Here is a 16,146-nt window from a genome sequence, read left to right on the forward strand (position 1 = left end):
GCGCAGTTCCCCGCGCCCCTAAAAGGGGCGCTATAGCGGGCGCCAGCCCAACCCGCCATGTCCGGACATTACGACAAATGACACGGGCGAAACCGTGGAACTCAGGGACGTACCAGCAGCTGGAACTCGAACGAATAGCGGGTCGGCCGGTAGGTATGGCTGCCGAATTCGACCGCTCTGCCCGTGTCGTCGAAGGTGGTGCGCTGCATGGTGAGGAGTGGGGCGCCCTCGGTCTCGGCCAGGCGTTCCGCCTCCTCGGGCGTCGCGCCGCGGGCGCCGATGGACTGGCGGGCGCTGTGCAGGGTGATTCCGGCGGTGCGCATCATCCGGTACAGGCCGGTGGCCTCCAGTTGTGCGGTGTCGAGGTTGAGCAGGCCGAGCGGGAGATGGTTGGAGAGGTACGCCATCGGCTCGCCGTGGGCGAGGCGCAACCGGTCGATGCGGTGTACGTCGCTGCCCTCGGCCACGCCCAGTGCCGCCGCGACCTCGGCGGACGCCGGGACGACGGTGTTGACGAGGACCTTCGTGGCGGGGCGCTGCCCGGCCGCCTCCAGGTCGTCGAAGAGGCTGCTGAGTTCGAGCGGTCGCTTGACCTGGCTGTGCACGACCTGCGTGCCGACGCCCCTGCGGCGCACCAGGAGGCCCTTGTCGACGAGGGACTGGATGGCCTGGCGGACCGTGGGCCGGGACAGACCGAGCCGGGCCGCCAGCTCGATCTCGTTGCCCAGCAGGCTGCCCGGGGTCAGCGAGCCGTGCTCGATCGCGGCCTCCAGCTGTTGGGACAGCTGGAAGTACAGCGGCACCGGGCTGCTCCGGTCCACGCTGAGTTCGAGCGGCACTGTCGGGTCCACATCTGGTTTCGGCACGGGCCGAGCGTAGCTCTGTGAATGGTTGACGGGAAGTGATGTAGTTCGATTGTCCGGACATACGCATTGACAGCGTGCCTGGTCGGCCCTCAGTTTGTTCCCATGCGCATCGGAGTCATCGGTACGGGCCGCATCGGGACCATCCATGCCAGGACGCTCAGCCGTCATCGTGAGGTCGGTTCGCTGATCCTCACGGACGTGGACCCGGTACGGGCCCAGGAGCTGGCGAACCGGCTGGGGGAAACGGCGGCACCGAGCACGGAGGAGATCTTCAAGTGGGGCGTGGACGCCGTGGTGATCACTACGGCGACATCGGCGCACGCCGAACTGATCGGCAGGGCGGCACGCTCCGGGCTCCCGGTGTTCTGCGAGAAACCGATAGCCCTCGATCTGCCCGGTTCGCTGGCCGCGATCGCCGAGGTCGAGACGGCGGGAACGATCCTTCAGATGGGGTTCCAGCGCCGGTTCGACACGGGTTACACGGGTGCCCGGGAGGCGGTGCGCTCGGGGCGGCTGGGACGGCTGCACACGGTCCGCGCGATGACCTCCGACCAGACCCCGCCCCCGGCCGCCTATCTGCCGATCTCCGGCGGGCTGTACCGGGACACCCTGATCCACGACTTCGACATGCTGCGCTGGGTGACCGGGCGCGAGGTGGTCGACGTGTTCGCGGCCGGCTCGGACGCCGGGCCCGCGATGTTCCGCGAGGCCGGTGACGTCGACACGGCCGCCGCCGTCCTCACGCTGGACGACGGCACCCTGGCCACGCTGACGGCCACCCGGCTGAACGGGGCGGGCTACGACGTCCGGATGGAACTCGCCGGAGAACTGGACCAGATCGTGGTCGGCCTGGACGACCGCACCCCGATCGCGTCCACCGAACCGTCCGGGCCGCCGGCCGCGACCAAGCCGTGGACCGGCTTCCTGGAGCGCTTCGCGCCCGCCTACGAGGCCGAGCTGATCGCCTTCGTCGAGGTCGTGGTCGGCCAGCGGACCAATCCGTGCGACGGCCGCGAGGCTCTCCAGGCGCTGCGGATCGCCGAGGCGTGCGAGGTGTCCCGGCACGAGCGAAGACCGGTCAAGCTCTGCGAGATCGCGGGCGGCCACGCCCTCAGTTGAGCAGCCGTATCGCAGGGGTCGCCGCGTCCGTGGCGGCCCCGAAGTCGCAATGGGGGCACCGCAGTTCGCGCGGCCGTCCCTGGTTGGTCTGGATGCTGTACGTGGCCGCCTCCTTCGCCTCGGGGCAGTAGGAGCGAAGGTGCAGCCGCACCCAGGGGTGGCTGGTCGGGGCCATGGCGGGTCTGCTGTCCCTGGTGTCCTCGAAGGGCGCCCACCAGAAGTCGACCAGCGCCCGCAGGGCGAGCCGCCCGGGACCCGAAGTCGTGTCGTACGCGGCGATCCGGCCGGCCGTGCGGTGGCGCTGGAGACCACTGCGGCTGCCGGAGCACAGGGCCCGCTCGGCCCCGCACTCGAACACCTGGGTGCGGCCGGTCCGCTCGCAGACGAAGCAGTCGACGGTGAACTCCAGCTGTGAACTCCAGTGCAGATGATGCCCGTTGCCCCCGGCGAAGGGCCCGGTCAGCTCTGCGGTGATCTCCGCGGTCCGCAGCATGTACGGCTCCCCTCAGGCCGTCCGGACCGTCAGCACCGTGCCCTGGGCGACCGCGCAGAGGGACTCCGTGCCGTCGTCGGCGACCGCGAGGACGTCGCAGCGGACCACGGCCTGGCGGCGGCCGGCCTGGACGACCTCGGCCCGGGCGCGCAGGGTGGTGCCGGTGGCCGGGCGGACGTACTGGATGGTGAGACCGCCGGTGAGGACCGCGGGGCCCAGGACGGTGCCGCCGGCGAAGGTGAGCGCGTTGTCGGCGGCGTAGGAGAGGACTCCGCCGTGCACGAAGCCGTTCTGCTGGTGGAGGTCCTCCCTGATGTCGATCTCCAGCGTGGCGCCGCCGTCCCCGAAGGCACTCAGCCGCGCGCCGATCAGCCTGCTGAAGGGCTGGCTCTCCAGCGCCTTGCGGGCCATGGCCAGGTCGAACTCCACGAGTGCGGTCACGAGAGGGGCCTCCTGGGGCTTCCACTACGGCTTTCGTCACACCTTGGACGGCTGCTGCGGCCCGTCCGGTGCGGCCGTTCTACCAGCGCACCGGCAGGCTGCGCATCCCGCGCATCAGCATGCCCGGGAGCCAGTCGCCGGGCGGGCCGTCCAGGGCGAGGCCGGGAGCGCGCTCCAGCAGGGTCCGTATCGCCGTGCGTGCTTCGAGGCGGGCCAGCGGGGCGCCCAGGCAGTAGTGGATGCCGTGGCCGAAGGCGAGGTGGCCCCGGCTGTCGCGGCGGATGTCGAAGCGGTCCGGGGCGGGGAAGCGGCCCGCGTCGCGGTCGGCGGCGGTGAGGCCGACCATGACCGCGTCGCCCCTCGCGACGTGGGTGCCGGCGATGTCCAGGGATTCCGCGGCGAAGCGGAACGTGCCGTTCTCCACCGGGCCCTCGTAGCGCAGCATCTCCTCGATCGCGCCGTCGAGGAGGGTCATGTCGGCGCGCAGGGCGGCGAGTTGGTCCGGGTGCGTGAGCAGGGCGTGGACGCCGCTGGTGAGGAGGTTCACGGTCGTCTCGTGGCCGGCGATGAGCAGGATGAACGCCATGCCCCGCAGTTCCTGCGGGGAGAGCCGGTCGCCGTCCTCGGCGGTGGTGCGGATCAGGTCGCTGAGGAGGTCGCCGCTCGGGCCCGCGCAGCGCTTGTCCTCGATCAGGTCGCCGAGGTACTCGGCGAGCCGCACGAACGCGTCGTACTCGCTGCCCGAACTGCTGGGCGCCACCGCCTCCGTGGACAGTTTACGGAACTCCGCGCGGTCCATGTCGGGCACGCCGAGGAGCTCGCAGATCACGGTGATGGGCAGCGGGTAGGAGAGGGATTCGACGAGGTCCGCGCGGCCGAGCGGCAGCATCGCGTCGAGGAGTTCGTCGGTGATCTGCTGGACGCGCGGGCGCAGTTCCTCGACGCGGCGCATGGTGAAGGAGCGGGTGATGAGCCCGCGCAGGCGGGTGTGCTGCGGCGGGTCGGCGGCCAGCAGGTACTTGCCGATCAGCTCCTCGTCGAGGAACGTCACCCCGATCCTGCTGCCGTCCTTGGCCAGCCGCGGGTCGGCGAGCGCCGCGCGCGCCTCCTCGTACCCCACGATCAGCCAGGTCAGATGGTGCTCGTCCGGCTCCGGGAGGCGCACGAGATGGACCGGGCCGCGCTCGCGCAGCCGGGCGTACACCGGATGCGGGTTACGTCGGAACTCCGCGCCGAACTCTCCTAAATCGATTGCCTCGGTCATGCCCTGCCCCCTCCGGACGATCCCCCGAGATCTCCCAGTGCAGTGGGAACGCGTGGCGACAGCGGCTAGTGCCCGGCGTCGCCGTCCTCTTCGAGGAGGCCCGCGTCGTACGCCAACAGGGCGATCTGCACACGGTTGTTGAGGTCGAGCTTGGCCAGGATGCGGGAGACGTGGGTCTTGACGGTGGCGACGCTCATGAAGAGGCCGGCGGCGATCTCGGCGTTGGCGAGGCCCTGTCCGACGGCGACGGCGACCTCGCGTTCGCGTTCGCCGAGGACGGCGAGGCGGGCACGCGCGCGTGCGCGACGGGTGTCGGTACCGGTGGCCGCGCCGGCCGCGTGTTCCATCAGCTGGCGGGTGACGGCGGGCGACAGGACGGGATCGCCGGCCGCGACCCGGCGGACCGCGTCGAGGATCTCGGCGGGTGGGGTGTCCTTGAGGACGAAGCCGGCGGCTCCCGCGCGCAGGGCCCGCAGTACCTGTTCGTCGGCGTGGAAGGTGGTGAGGACGATGATCTGCGGTGCGTCGCCGCGGGCGCGCAGCCGCTCGGTGGCGGTCAGTCCGTCGACCGAGGGCATGCGGATGTCCATCAGGACGACGTCCGGGTGGACGCGGTCGACGAGTTCCTGGACCTCGCTGCCGTCGGCGGCCTCGCCGACGATCTCGATGTCGGCGGCGCCGCCCAGCATGAGGGACAGTCCGGCCCGCACCAGCGGGTCGTCGTCGACGAGGAGCAGTCTGATCGCGGTCATGGGGCTACGTAACCACGGCCCCGTGGTGGAAAGCCGGGTCATCCCCAGGGCAGCCAGGCCCGGACCCGGAATCCGCCGCCCTTCTCCGGGCCGTGTTCGAGCCGTCCCCCCGCGAGCGTCGCCCGCTCGGTCAGGCCGATCAGGCCCTGGCCCGAACCGGGGACGTGCGGGACCGTCCCCTCCGGGGGCGGGTTGTGGACGGCGACCACCAGGCCGTCGCCCGGGGTGCCGCCGACGGTCACGGTGACCTCGGTGCCGGGGGCGTGTTTGCGGGCGTTGGTGAGGCCCTCCTGGGCGATGCGGTAGGCGGTGCGGCCCACGGAGGCGGGCACCGCAGCGGGGTCGGTGACACGGTTGACGAGGGTGACCTTCATGCCGGCCTCGCGGGACTCGGTGACCAGGGCGTCCAGGGCGCCGAGCGTGGGCTGCGGACGGCCCGTGTCGTCGGGCTCGCCGGCGCGCAGGACGCCGATGATCTCCCGCAGGTCCTGGAGTGCCTCGTGGGCGCTCTCCCGGATGACGCCGGCCGCCCTCGCGACCTCCTCGCGGGGCGCGTCCGGCCGGAACTCCAGCGCGCCGGCGTGCACGCTGAGCAGGGTCAGCCGGTGGGCGAGCACGTCGTGCATCTCGCGGGCGATGGCCTCCCGGGCGAGCCGCTGGGCCTGCTCGGCGCGGAGCTCCGCCTCGGTCTCGGCACGCCGGGCGCGGTCGCGCAGGCTGAGCATGAGCTGCCGCTTGGAGCGGACGAACATGCCCCAGCCGATGACGGTGAGGGTGAACAGTTCGGTGAACGCGACCGCGCCGGCGTACGGCAGGTCGGGGTCGGGGCGCAGCCAGAAGAAGATCGGGGTGAGGGCGAGCTGGATGCCGCCGATCCAGGCCACGTACCGGAAGGGGCGGTGCACGGCGAGGGTGAAGAGGGCGACCAGACCGGCGCCGCCCGCCGTGGTCGAGACGATGCCGACGGGGATCATGGCGATCGCCAGCCCGACCGGCCAGCGGCGGCGCAGCCACACGGTGAAGCAGGCGAGGACGCCGATCAGCTGGTCCACGACGGCCAGCGGGTGCGGGGTGGAGGTGTCGTTGTTGAGGGTCTGCGCGGCGGCCAGCCCGATGAGCACGGCCAGCAGGAAGCAGGAGGTGTCGACGACCCAGTCTCGTGCGGTACGGCGGGGCCGTCCCGGCCGTTCGACGTCGGGATCGAGTTCGTCCGCCACGGCGGACGGCAGCAGCCAGCGGCGCCCCGCGAACGCCGGCGGTACCTGCGCGGTCCTGTCATCGGTCACGGTCGACAAATCTACGCAGGGCCGGGCCCGGCAACCCCGCTCCGACGGGGATCGTCGACCAAAGTCGCGGGATCACAGACTTTCGGCGGACATGCCTCACCCTGCGGCCCATGGAGGCGGTCCCCGCCCGTGCGGGGACCGCGTGGAGACGGTGCGCGCCAAGTTAACTTCCCGAAAACTCATCGGACTTGACGGGAAAAATCTCCGTGGTTGTCATTGACATGCCACTATCTACGCGCGTCATCATGAAGCCATGAGATTCCCCCCACGGATCACCGGCATCGGCGCGGCAGCCGCCGTCCTGTCCACTCTCCTCATCGGCGGCACCGTCGCCACCGCGACCCCGGCGGCAGCCGCGGTCGGCAGCATCTGTTACAGCGACCTGCCTTCCCAGGCGTACGACACGCTCGACCTGATCGCGACGAACGGGCCCTTCCCGTACTCGCAGGACGGCGTCGTCTTCCGCAACCAGGAAGGTGTCCTCCCCAGCCAGGCGTCCGGCTACTACCACGAGTACACGGTCAAGACTCCCGGCTCGTCCACGCGCGGAGCGCGGCGGATCGTCACCGGGAAGAAGACCCAGGAGGACTACTACACCTCGGACCACTACGTCACGTTCAACCTGATCAACTTCGGCTGCTGAGCCGGTCGGTCAGCTCCGTTCCGTAGTCACCCGGGCGTCCGGATCCCATCGGCTGCACCATCGCTCACCCCTCGCCCCGCGGCTCCCCCCACGATCATGGGCCGCGGGGCGAGGCACGTCCTCAGGTCTGCCGCTCCGGTGCGTACGCCTCCTCGTCCAGGCCGAAGGTCCAGGCCACTCCCGCTCTGGCCGTGCGCGTCGACGGGGGCACCCGCAGCCAGTACGTGCGGTGGGTGCCGTCGGGCTCCGGTGTGGAGTTGAGGACCTCCACCATGACCACGGGCTCGTCGTCGGCCAGGTCGATCCGCCACAGCGTGCCCGTCTCGTCCCGGTGCAGGGGGCGGGCGCCCGAATCGGCGAGGTACCGGTCGTAGCCGTAGTACTCCAGCATCACGCGGCGCAGCTCGGCGTTCTCCTCGGCCCGGACGCGTTCGGGGGTCAGGGCGGGCAGTTCGGCCAGGAAGGCGGCCGGGACCGGCATGCCGCGCCAGGCGTGCAGGGCGAAGCCGTCCGGGTACGCGAGCGCCGGGCCGTCCCCGTGGTCGAGCCGTCCCGCCTCGTCGCGGTGGAGGGCCGAGGGGCGCTCGGACAGCACCGCGACGCGTGCGAAGGGCCACCACCAGCCGGCGCCGCGGCACACCTCGGACAGCGCGTCGATCGGGCCGTCGTCGGCGGGGAACGCCGCGAGCCACGGCGCGTCGTGCTGCCCGAGCACGGCGTCCAGGAGAAGCAGCCGGATCTCCGCGGCCTCCTTGCCGGTGTCGCTCCCGGCCAGGTCCTCGATCACGCCCGTACGGATCCGGTCCACCAGGGCCTGCGTCGACGGCCACAGCCGCCCGCCGGTCGCCGCCCAGTGCGCCGACCACCCGGCGGGCCCCAACTCCTCGTGCAGCCGCCGCCTCGCGGCCGCCCACGGCGCGCTGCGCACCGCGTCCCGGACGCTCGGGCCACGGTCCGTCAGCTGCCGGACGAGAGCGACCGCCGCGCGCGGTGAACCCGCCCAGACCACACGCTCCGGTTCCGCGAGTCCCGCGAGCCGGTAGGCCCGCCGGACGCCGTCCTCGGTGCTCGCCCGGTCGGCGGGGCCGGTCGCCGAGGCCCACGCCCGCCACTGCGCGAGGTCGGGCGATGGCCCGAACGGCGTTCCCCCATCGCCGAGTCGGGGCCCGTCGGCGCCTGACTCCTCGACCGCCACAGCACTCTTCCAGTCCATCGTCCCGTCCACTCCCGCGTCCGTCCCGCCCACGTGCCTCTCCTCCACTCCCTGTCCGGCGCTCTCGTACCGCCGGTGCGTCCCGGTCCGTCCCTCAGTCGGCCACGATCCGTACGGACCCGGGCACGTACTCCCGCTGTCTGACGACCCGGAACCACCCCCTGGGCAGCACGATCACCGCGTGCTCCTCGTGCACCACCCGCCCGCCCTGCGGCAGATGGAGCAGCAACGGACCGTAGGGACCCGGTTCGCGCACCAACTCCCCCGACCCGACGACCGCGTGGGCGTGGCCCGTCACCTCCCCCAGCGCCAGCACGAGCCGCCCGCGTCCGTCGCGCCGCTCGCGCGGGGCGTGCGCCGCGTGGGCGGGCACCGCTTCCTCCGCGACCGGCACGATCAGCACGTCTCCTTGTCGGTACATGGCTGTCCCCTCACCGCCGGGTGCTTCGCGCACCGGCCTCATGACCACGACGTTAGGCGCCACCACTGACAACGCACGTGCCGCGCCCCGCCGTTGGGCACTGTCAGTGCCGGTTGGTAGAAATGCGCATCACACACCACGCACTCTTCTTCTCAGGAGCGGCCGCATGACCATCGGTGAGCACCTCGACGCGCTGTACCGGCTGCCGTCGTTCACCTTTCCCGGGCCGGACGCCCCGGCCGACCGGCTGCCCGAGCCGGACGCGGTCGCCTGGCGTCTGGGCGGCAACGTGTACGACGACGACGAGGCGTGGACCGACTCGTTCGCCCGCTTCCGTGCCGCCGTCGACACGACCCGGGTGCGGGCGCTGATCATCGGCGGCTGGGAGGACGCCTACGACTCCGCGCCCACGCCGATCGTCGAGGCCCTCGTGGAGGCCCGGGACGCCTTCCCCGCGCTGCGCGCGCTGTTCCTCGGCGACCTGGTGATGGAGGAGTGCGAGATCTCCTGGATCCACCAGTCCGACGTCAGCCCGCTGCTCAACGCCTACCCGGCGCTTGAGGAGTTCGGGGTGCGCGGCGGGACCGGCCTGGAGTTCACCGCGCTGCGGCACGGCGCGCTGCGCAGGCTGGTGGCGGAGACCGGCGGACTCCCCGTCGAGGTCGTGCGCGGCATCGGCGCCAGTGACCTGCCCGCCCTGGAGCACCTGGACCTGTGGCTCGGCACGCCGGACTACGGCGGTGACAGCGAGGCCGCCGACCTGGAGCCGATCCTCTCGGGTGCCCGGCTGCCGCGGCTGCGTCATCTGGCCCTGCGCAACAGCGAGATGCAGGACGCGGTGGCCGCCGCCGTCGCCGCCGCCCCGGTGGTGGAGCGGCTTGAGGTGCTGGACCTGTCGATGGGCGTGCTGACCGACGAGGGAGCGGTCGCGCTGCTGAGCGGGCAGCCGCTGACGCATCTCAAGAAGCTGGACCTGCACCACAACTACCTCACCGGGGCCGTCGCGGAGCGGGTGCGGGAGACGCTGGTGGCGGCGGGCGTGGAGGTCGACCTGGACCGTGACGACGCGGACGAGGACACGGAGGACGACGGCACGGTCTGGCGCTACGTCGCCGTCGGGGAGTGACCGCGTCCGCCGCGACGGGGCCGGCCGCCTTCGCATCGTCCACCGCGGCCGGTCCGGCCGCCGTCACGTCGCCGGCCCGCACCGGCCTCCGGTTCGCGGTGGTCGGCAACCCCGAGAACCGCAGGGTGTCCCTCTTCGCGGAGGCCGTGCGCGCGGCCGGGCTGCCCGCGCCCCGTGTCGTCGCCTGGACGGACGTCCTGCGCGCGGGGGGCGCGGACTTCGCCGCCGACGAGTTCGTCCGGGTCGACTCCCCCGGTGAGAACCCCGAGGTCGACCGGCTGCTGCGGGGTGCCGCGGATCCGACCCGGGTGGAGGGCTCGGCCCGCTGGTACGCGCGGTTCACCGCCGCGCTGCGCACCCTGCGCGGCGGCATCCCCCTCGCCGACCCGGACGACCTGGCGGTGCTGTTCGACAAGCGGACGTGTCACGCCGTGCTGGACGCGGCCGGTGTGCCCGTCCCGGAGTCCCCGACGTCGGGTGCGCGCGGCGCGCGTGTGCGCGGCTGGGACGACGTACGGGCGCTGATGCGCGAGCACCGGATGCCCCGCCTGTTCGTCAAGCCTGCGCACGGTTCGTCGGCGTCGGGTGTCCTCGCGGTGGAGACGGCGGGCGGCGGTCGGATCAGGGCGACCACGTCCGTCGAGACCGGCCTTGACGGCGCGCTGCACAACTCCCTGCGGGTGCGGCGGTATCACGACGAGCGGGACGTCGCCCGCATCGTGGACGCGCTGGCGCCGGACGGGCTGCATCTCGAACGCTGGGTGCCGAAGGCCTCCCAGGCGGGCCGGGCCGCGGATCTCCGGGTGGTCGTCGTGGCCGGCCGGGCCACCCACGTGGTGGTCCGCACCAGTCGCGGGCCGCTGACCAACCTCCATCTGGGCGGCAGCCGCGGTGACTTGGCCGGCGTCCGGCAGGCCGTCACCGCCGCGGGCGCCCGGTGGTCCGACGTCCTGGACGTGTGCGAGCGCGCCGCGTCCTGCTTCCCGCGCACGCTGTGCGTCGGGGTCGACCTGCTGCCGGCCGTGGACTGGCGGCGCGCCTTCGTCGGCGAGGTCAACGCCTTCGGCGACCTGCTGCCCCGGCTCACCGGCCTGCCCGGCAGCGGCGCGGAGGGCCTGGACACCTACGGCGCGCAGGTGGCGGCCGTCCTGCGCGCACCGGCCGGCGACGGCCCGCGTCATCCGTACAGAACAGGAACTGCCCATGCCTGAGCCCGACATGAACGCGGTCGTCGGGGACCACGACATCCTGCTCGTCACCCTCGACACACTGCGGTACGACGTGGCCGCCGAGTTGGCGGCCGAGGGGCGCATCCCGCACCTGGCCCGCCAACTCCCCGGCGGGCGCTGGGAGAAGAGGCACGCCCCGGGCAGTTTCACCTACGCCTCGCACCAGGCGATCTTCGCCGGGTTCCTGCCCACTCCGGCCCGACCCGGCCCGCATCCACGGCTGTTCGCGGCGAGCTTCGCCGGCAGCGAGACGACCGCCGAGGGCACCTTCGTCTACGACACCCCCGACCTGGTGTCCGGACTGGCGGCGGCCGGCTACCGCACCGTCTGCGTCGGAGGCGTGGGCTTCTTCAACCGGCGCGGCCCGCTGGGCTCCGTGCTGCCCGGCCTGTTCCAAGAGGCGTACTGGGAGGAGGAGTTCGGCGTCACCTCGCCGCACTCCTTCGAGAACCAGATCGCCCGCGTGGAACAGGTGGTGGACCGACTGCCGGCCGAACAGCGCCTGTTCCTCTTCGTGAACGTGTCGGCGCTGCACCAGCCCAACTGGTTCCACCTGCCCGGCGCGACCCGCGAGGCGGGTGACACGAGGGAGACGCACGCCGCCGCGCTGGAGTACGTCGACCGGCACGTCGGGCGGCTGTTCGCCGCCGCGAGCTCCCGGCGCCCCTGTTTCGTCATCGTCTGCTCCGACCACGGCACCGCCTACGGCGACGACGGCTACACCGGCCACCGCCTCGGCCACGAGTCCGTGTGGACCGTGCCGTACGCCCACTTCTTCCTCGACCCCGCGGAGGCCGTCCGATGACCACCGCGCAGCGGACCAGTCCCTACCAGCACTACGTGTACGCCTATCCGCACAAGACGGCGTACCGGCGCCTCCAGGACCGGCCCGCGCTGCGGGAGTTGTGGGCGGCGGAGGACCGCAGCGCCCTCTCGCTGTACCTGCACATACCGTTCTGCGAGGTCCGGTGCGGGTTCTGCAACCTCTTCACCCGCATCGGTGCCCCGGACGGGCTGACCGGCGCCTATCTGGACGCCCTGGAGCGGCAGGCGGACGCCGTCCGTGCGGCGCTGGGCGACGCGGAGCCACCGCGCTTCGCCACGGCGGCGTTCGGCGGCGGCACCCCGACCTTCCTCACCGCGGCCGAGCTGGAGCGCCTGTGCGACATAGCCGAGCGGCGCATGGGCGCCGACCTGCGCGCGGTCCCGCTCTCCGTGGAGGCCTCGCCCGCCACGGCCACTGCCGACCGGCTCGCCGTCCTCGCGGAACGCGGCGCGACCCGCCTCAGCCTGGGCGTCCAGAGCTTCGTCGACTCCGAGGCCAGGGCCGCCGTACGCCCGCAGCGCCGCGCCGACGTGGAGGCGGCGCTCGACCGGATCCGGGACGCGGGCGTCCCCGTCCTCAACATCGACCTCATCTACGGCATCGACGGCCAGACCGAGCGGACCTGGCGCGACTCGCTCGACGCGGCCCTGGCGTGGCGGCCCGAGGAGCTGTACCTGTACCCGCTCTACGTACGGCCGTTGACCGGTCTCGGCCGCCACCAGGGGGACGCCGCAACCGATCCGGCGTGGGACGAGCTGCGGCTGCGCCTGTACCGGGCGGGACGCGACCACCTCCTCGCGCACGGCTATGTCCAGCAGTCGATGCGGATGTTCCGCCGGGCCGACGCCCCGCCCCAGGGCGCCGACGACTACGCCTGCCAGACGGACGGCATGATCGGGCTCGGCTGCGGGGCGCGCTCGTACACGTCGGCGCTGCACTACTCCTTCGACTACGCGGTCGGCATGCACGAGATCCGCGGCATCATCGACGACTACGTCACGACGGCGGACTTCGCGCACGCGGAGGTCGGCTACCGAGTGGACGGACACGAGGCGCGCCGCCGTCATCTCCTCCAGTCCCTCCTCCAGGCCGAGGGGCTGTCCGTCGCCGACTACCGCGCCCGCTTCGGGAGTTCACCCGACGACGACTTCGGGACGGAGCTCGACCGACTGGCCGCGCGCGGCTGGCTGGCCGACACGGCGGGGGGCCTGCTCGTCCTCACCCCGGAGGGCCTGGCGCACTCCGACGCCATCGGCCCGGAGCTGTTCTCCCCCGAGGTGCGGTCCGCGATGGCCGCCTACGAACGGAAGTGACGGACCGTCATGGATCTCACCGTCCTGTACCGGGGCCCGCTCGCGTCCTGCGACTACGACTGTCCCTACTGCCCGTTCGCCAAGCGCCGCGACTCGACCGCCCAACTCCGCGCGGACCGCGATGCGTTGGAGCGGTTCGCGCGCTGGGCCGCGGACAGCGAGGACGAGTTGTCGCTCCTGTTCACGCCCTGGGGCGAGGGGCTGGTCCGCTCCTGGTACCGGCGCACCCTCACCGAGCTGTCCCGACTGCCGCACGTGCGCCGGGTCGCCATCCAGACCAACCTGAGCTGCCGCACCGGCTGGCTCGCCGAGGCCGACCTGGACACGCTCGCCCTGTGGTGCACGTACCACCCGGGCCAGACCCCCTATGACCGTTTCCTCGCCAAGTGCCGTGAACTGGCCGACCGCGGGGTGCGGTTCAGCGTCGGCGTGGTGGGCCTGCCCGGCCATCTGGCGGCGGCCCGCCGGCTCCGCGCCGACCTGCCCCCGCACGTCTACCTCTGGATCAACGCGGCCGAGGGACACACCTACGGCGACACCGAGGCCGACGACTGGACCGCGCTCGACCCCCTCTTCCCGTACAGCCGGCACCCGCACCGCAGCGCCGGACTCCCGTGCCGTACCGGCGAGTCCGTGATCTCGGTCGACGGCACCGGCACGGTCCGCCGCTGCCACTTCGTCCGCGACGAACTGGGGAACCTGTACGACGGCTCGTACCGGGCGGCGCTGCGGCCACGCGCGTGTCCGCTGGCCGTGTGCGACTGCCACATCGGCTATGTCCACCTGGAATCACTGCCGTTGTACGACGTCTTCGCGGGCGGCGTCCTGGAACGGGTGCCGGCCGCACTCCCCTGAGCCGACGGGTCGATGTGCATCGCAATGTCGAGATCGTGTCCTCAGTGATGCCGTCCCTTCTCAGACGTGTCTCAGGAGTGTCATCGGCTGAGGGATCGCCTCGGGGGCCCCGTGATGGAGGGAGAACGACCGCGGGGCAACCGCGGATCGGCAATCACGGGGAGAACGAGACACATGATGTTCAAGCGATTCGGGACCGTCGCCGCGGCCGCGCTCACCGGCACCCTGCTCCTGACCGCCTGCAACGGCGTGGACGGTGCGGCCGACGCCACCGTGTCCCATCCGGCGGCGGGGGCGACGCAGGCGGCGGGTGCCGTCGGCCGCTACACCCAGAACGCGCCGGGGGCGCGGTACTTCACCACGATCCTCACCGGTGACAACGAGGTGCCCGTCAAGGGCAAGCCGGCGGTGGGCGACAAGGACGGCAGCGCGGTGGCCCTCATGCGGATCCAGGGCGACGAGGTGTCCTTCGCGTTCGCGTGGACCGGGATCGGCACCCCGACCATGGCCCACCTCCACCAGGGTGCGCGGGGCACCAACGGTGACGTGAAGATCCCGTTCTTCATGGAGAAGCTCAAGGGCGGCACGCCGTTCGTGTTCGGCACGGTGAAGGTCAAGGACGCCGGCCTGCTGCGCAGCATCAAGGCGCATCCCGAGCAGTTCTACTTCAACCTGCACACCGCCGAGTTCCCCGGTGGCGCGGTCCGCGGACAGGCCGTCGCGCTGCCGGGCGCGGTCTCGCTGCCCGACGCCATCCGGCACTCGGCGCTGGCCGGTGTCGTCAAGGGGGCCCAGATCTACGCCTGCACCAAGCAGGAGGACGGCTCCTACGCCTTCACCCAGGACAACGTCGACGCCACCCTCCAGGGCGGCATCCAGCACAGCTTCGCCAAGCACGGCCCGGCCGGCCCGCCGCAGTGGATCGCCCCCGACGGCTCCTCGGTGACCGGCACCGTCGTCAACAAGTTCGACAACGGCAAGGGCAACGTCCCCCAACTCCTGCTCCGCGCCCAGCAGACCGGCAGGAGCAAGGGCCTCCTGTCCAGGACCACCTCGGTCCTGCGGCTCAACACCGCCGGCGGCGTCGCGCCGTCCGGCACCTGCAACCCGACCACGCGGCCCACGGCCCGCGTCCCGTACACGGCCGACTACCTGTTCCTCGCCACCAAGTAGCACCTCCCTGGCCGTCCGGCCCGAACACCACCAGGCGATGCGAGTCCCGCGCGGACTCGCATCGCCGTGTGTTCCGTCCCGGTGCCGTCAGGTGCCGCTCGGCGTCCGGGATGCGGGCGAGGCGGGCTCGGGGTCACCGTGCGGCGCCGCGCCCCCACGCCGTCCCCACCAGGACGAGCACACCGCCCGCCAGGCCGAGCGCGCCGAGCCGTTCCCCGCCGAGCGCGATGCCGGCCGCGGCGGCCCACAGCGGCTCGGTGCCGAGCAGCAGACTGACCCGGGAGGGGGAGGTCCGGCGTACGGCCCACATCTGGACGAAGAACGCGAAGAGGGTGCAGCACACCGACAGGAACAGCAGCCCGGCCCACTCACGCGCCCCGAAGTCAGCCGCCGTCGCCCACGGTGTGGTGTCGGCGCCGGCCGACAGCAGCGCGAACACCCCTACGGCGGCGCCGAGTTGGACGGTGGTCAGAGGCAGCGCGTCGGCGCCCCGGACGGACTTCACGCGGGACATGGCCAGGACGTGCAGGGTGCGGGCCAGGGCCGCGAGCAGCATGAGGAGGTCACCGAGGGAGGGGCGGCTGAAGCCGGCGCCCTGGGTCAGCAGCAGTACGCCGAGCACGGAGAGGGCGGCGGCCCCGAGGAAGGCGCGGGAGGGCCTCGTGCGGGTCACCGCGGCCTCGGCGAGCGGGGTGAAGATCATGGTGAGGCTGATGATGAGGCCCGCGTTGGTCGCCGAGGTGTGGACGACGCCGTAGGTCTCCAGGAGGAAGATCCCGGCGAGGATCAGCCCGAGCAGCCCGGCGCCGCGCCACTGGGCGGCCGTCAGGGCGCGCAGCGAGCGGTGGCCGACGACCGCCAGGACGGGCAGGACGAGGGCGAAGCGCAGGACCAGGACGGCGAGGACCGTGCGGGCGGTGGTGATGTCCTTGGCGGCGAGATAGCTGGCGCCCCAGACCACGGCGACCAGCAGGACGGGCAGGTCGGTCTGCCAGGTGCGGCGGGGCGCGGCGGCGCGCGGTACGGCGATCGAGGACATGGGGGCGGCTCTCCCGGTCTCCGGCGAAGGGGTGGAGACATCGGCGGCTGCCACACGGAACGATCACCGTACCCGCGCGGACCTCGG

General features: G+C 72.5%; 17 protein-coding genes. 8 read left to right on the plus strand and 9 right to left on the minus strand.

What is annotated here, in order from left to right:
* Window positions 1-101: 101 nt before the first annotated feature.
* The gene (locus ACQHII_RS10060; protein ID WP_427925273.1) at window positions 102-839 is read right to left on the minus strand and encodes a GntR family transcriptional regulator; all 738 of its coding nucleotides are present in this window, start codon (window positions 837-839) and stop codon (window positions 102-104) included.
* 129 nt (window positions 840-968) lie between these two features.
* Between ACQHII_RS10060 and ACQHII_RS10065 the strand changes: the two genes are divergently transcribed.
* Window positions 969-1,985 carry a Gfo/Idh/MocA family protein gene (locus ACQHII_RS10065; RefSeq protein WP_427918958.1) on the plus strand — a complete coding sequence of 339 codons (1,017 nt, stop codon included), beginning with the start codon at window positions 969-971 and terminating at the stop codon, window positions 1,983-1,985.
* On the opposite strand, the gene ACQHII_RS10070 is transcribed toward ACQHII_RS10065, so the two are convergent.
* The 5 genes from ACQHII_RS10070 to ACQHII_RS10090 all read right to left on the minus strand — a co-directional run bounded on the left by ACQHII_RS10070 (window position 1,978) and on the right by ACQHII_RS10090 (window position 6,230).
* Window positions 1,978-2,478, minus strand: coding sequence for a hypothetical protein (locus ACQHII_RS10070; protein WP_427918959.1), 501 nt, complete (start codon window positions 2,476-2,478; stop codon window positions 1,978-1,980). The two genes, ACQHII_RS10065 and ACQHII_RS10070, sit on opposite strands and share 8 nt — an antisense overlap.
* 12 nt (window positions 2,479-2,490) lie before the next feature.
* Complete coding sequence (locus ACQHII_RS10075; RefSeq protein ID WP_427925274.1) at window positions 2,491-2,889, minus strand: PaaI family thioesterase; 399 nt, start codon at window positions 2,887-2,889, stop codon at window positions 2,491-2,493.
* A 109-nt stretch (window positions 2,890-2,998) separates the two neighbouring features.
* Window positions 2,999-4,183, minus strand: coding sequence for a cytochrome P450 family protein (locus tag ACQHII_RS10080; protein WP_427918960.1), 1,185 nt, complete (start codon window positions 4,181-4,183; stop codon window positions 2,999-3,001).
* Window positions 4,184-4,248: 65 nt separating this feature from the next.
* Window positions 4,249-4,935: a response regulator gene (locus ACQHII_RS10085; protein ID WP_427918961.1), complete on the minus strand. Its 687-nt coding sequence runs from the start codon at window positions 4,933-4,935 to the stop codon at window positions 4,249-4,251.
* A 38-nt stretch (window positions 4,936-4,973) separates the two neighbouring features.
* Complete coding sequence (locus tag ACQHII_RS10090; protein WP_427918962.1) at window positions 4,974-6,230, minus strand: sensor histidine kinase; 1,257 nt, start codon at window positions 6,228-6,230, stop codon at window positions 4,974-4,976.
* A 244-nt stretch (window positions 6,231-6,474) separates the two neighbouring features.
* On the opposite strand from ACQHII_RS10090, the gene ACQHII_RS10095 reads away from it, so the two are divergent.
* Window positions 6,475-6,864: a ribonuclease gene (locus tag ACQHII_RS10095; RefSeq protein WP_200713514.1), complete on the plus strand. Its 390-nt coding sequence runs from the start codon at window positions 6,475-6,477 to the stop codon at window positions 6,862-6,864.
* Between the two features lie 121 nt (window positions 6,865-6,985).
* On the opposite strand, the gene ACQHII_RS10100 is transcribed toward ACQHII_RS10095, so the two are convergent.
* Both ACQHII_RS10100 and ACQHII_RS10105 read right to left on the minus strand, forming a co-directional pair.
* Window positions 6,986-8,077, minus strand: coding sequence for a DUF6745 domain-containing protein (locus tag ACQHII_RS10100; protein ID WP_427925275.1), 1,092 nt, complete (start codon window positions 8,075-8,077; stop codon window positions 6,986-6,988).
* Between the two features lie 94 nt (window positions 8,078-8,171).
* Window positions 8,172-8,498 carry a hypothetical protein gene (locus tag ACQHII_RS10105; protein ID WP_427918963.1) on the minus strand — a complete coding sequence of 109 codons (327 nt, stop codon included), beginning with the start codon at window positions 8,496-8,498 and terminating at the stop codon, window positions 8,172-8,174.
* A 166-nt stretch (window positions 8,499-8,664) separates the two neighbouring features.
* Between ACQHII_RS10105 and ACQHII_RS10110 the strand changes: the two genes are divergently transcribed.
* From ACQHII_RS10110 to ACQHII_RS10135, 6 genes are all read left to right on the plus strand, one after another.
* A complete protein-coding gene (locus ACQHII_RS10110; RefSeq protein ID WP_427918964.1) occupies window positions 8,665-9,624 on the plus strand; it encodes an STM4015 family protein in 960 nt (319 codons plus the stop codon).
* 98 nt (window positions 9,625-9,722) lie between these two features.
* Entirely contained in the window at window positions 9,723-10,835 is a 1,113-nt protein-coding gene (locus tag ACQHII_RS10115; RefSeq protein WP_427925276.1) for an STM4014 family protein, read from the plus strand.
* A gap of 7 nt (window positions 10,836-10,842) precedes the next feature.
* Window positions 10,843-11,658: an STM4013/SEN3800 family hydrolase gene (locus tag ACQHII_RS10120; protein ID WP_427925277.1), complete on the plus strand. Its 816-nt coding sequence runs from the start codon at window positions 10,843-10,845 to the stop codon at window positions 11,656-11,658.
* Complete coding sequence (locus ACQHII_RS10125) at window positions 11,655-12,992, plus strand: STM4012 family radical SAM protein (RefSeq protein ID WP_427918965.1); 1,338 nt, start codon at window positions 11,655-11,657, stop codon at window positions 12,990-12,992. The genes ACQHII_RS10120 and ACQHII_RS10125 overlap by 4 nt, the downstream gene beginning before the upstream one ends.
* A gap of 9 nt (window positions 12,993-13,001) precedes the next feature.
* Window positions 13,002-13,847 (plus strand): STM4011 family radical SAM protein, encoded by an 846-nt coding sequence (locus tag ACQHII_RS10130; protein ID WP_427918966.1) that lies wholly within the window; start codon window positions 13,002-13,004, stop codon window positions 13,845-13,847.
* Between the two features lie 174 nt (window positions 13,848-14,021).
* Window positions 14,022-15,020, plus strand: coding sequence for a CHRD domain-containing protein (locus ACQHII_RS10135; protein WP_427918967.1), 999 nt, complete (start codon window positions 14,022-14,024; stop codon window positions 15,018-15,020).
* A 133-nt stretch (window positions 15,021-15,153) separates the two neighbouring features.
* Here ACQHII_RS10135 and ACQHII_RS10140 read toward each other — a convergent pair whose 3' ends face one another.
* On the minus strand, window positions 15,154-16,059 hold the full coding sequence (locus ACQHII_RS10140; protein ID WP_427918968.1) for a DMT family transporter: 906 nt from the start codon (window positions 16,057-16,059) through the stop codon (window positions 15,154-15,156).
* Window positions 16,060-16,146: the final 87 nt, after the last annotated feature.

This window comes from Streptomyces sp. cg40 (assembly GCF_050320165.1).
Classification (GTDB): Bacteria; Actinomycetota; Actinomycetes; order Streptomycetales; family Streptomycetaceae; genus Streptomyces; species Streptomyces hokutonensis.

Bases quoted from the DNA above. Each gene is read 5' to 3' on its own strand.
- ACQHII_RS10100 (WP_427925275.1), bottom strand. From the start codon at position 8,077: ATGGACTGGAAGAGTGCTGTGGCGGTCGAGGAGTCAGGCGCCGACGGG.
- ACQHII_RS10130 (WP_427918966.1), top strand. From the start codon at position 13,002: ATGGATCTCACCGTCCTGTACCGGGGCCCGCTCGCGTCCTGCGACTAC.
- ACQHII_RS10125 (WP_427918965.1), top strand. From the start codon at position 11,655: ATGACCACCGCGCAGCGGACCAGTCCCTACCAGCACTACGTGTACGCC.
- ACQHII_RS10065 (WP_427918958.1), top strand. From the start codon at position 969: ATGCGCATCGGAGTCATCGGTACGGGCCGCATCGGGACCATCCATGCC.
- ACQHII_RS10120 (WP_427925277.1), top strand. From the start codon at position 10,843: ATGAACGCGGTCGTCGGGGACCACGACATCCTGCTCGTCACCCTCGAC.
- ACQHII_RS10095 (WP_200713514.1), top strand. From the start codon at position 6,475: ATGAGATTCCCCCCACGGATCACCGGCATCGGCGCGGCAGCCGCCGTC.
- ACQHII_RS10070 (WP_427918959.1), bottom strand. From the start codon at position 2,478: ATGCTGCGGACCGCGGAGATCACCGCAGAGCTGACCGGGCCCTTCGCC.
- ACQHII_RS10110 (WP_427918964.1), top strand. From the start codon at position 8,665: ATGACCATCGGTGAGCACCTCGACGCGCTGTACCGGCTGCCGTCGTTC.
- ACQHII_RS10080 (WP_427918960.1), bottom strand. From the start codon at position 4,183: ATGACCGAGGCAATCGATTTAGGAGAGTTCGGCGCGGAGTTCCGACGT.
- ACQHII_RS10075 (WP_427925274.1), bottom strand. From the start codon at position 2,889: ATGGCCCGCAAGGCGCTGGAGAGCCAGCCCTTCAGCAGGCTGATCGGC.
- ACQHII_RS10105 (WP_427918963.1), bottom strand. From the start codon at position 8,498: ATGTACCGACAAGGAGACGTGCTGATCGTGCCGGTCGCGGAGGAAGCG.
- ACQHII_RS10135 (WP_427918967.1), top strand. From the start codon at position 14,022: ATGATGTTCAAGCGATTCGGGACCGTCGCCGCGGCCGCGCTCACCGGC.
- ACQHII_RS10085 (WP_427918961.1), bottom strand. From the start codon at position 4,935: ATGACCGCGATCAGACTGCTCCTCGTCGACGACGACCCGCTGGTGCGG.
- ACQHII_RS10140 (WP_427918968.1), bottom strand. From the start codon at position 16,059: ATGTCCTCGATCGCCGTACCGCGCGCCGCCGCGCCCCGCCGCACCTGG.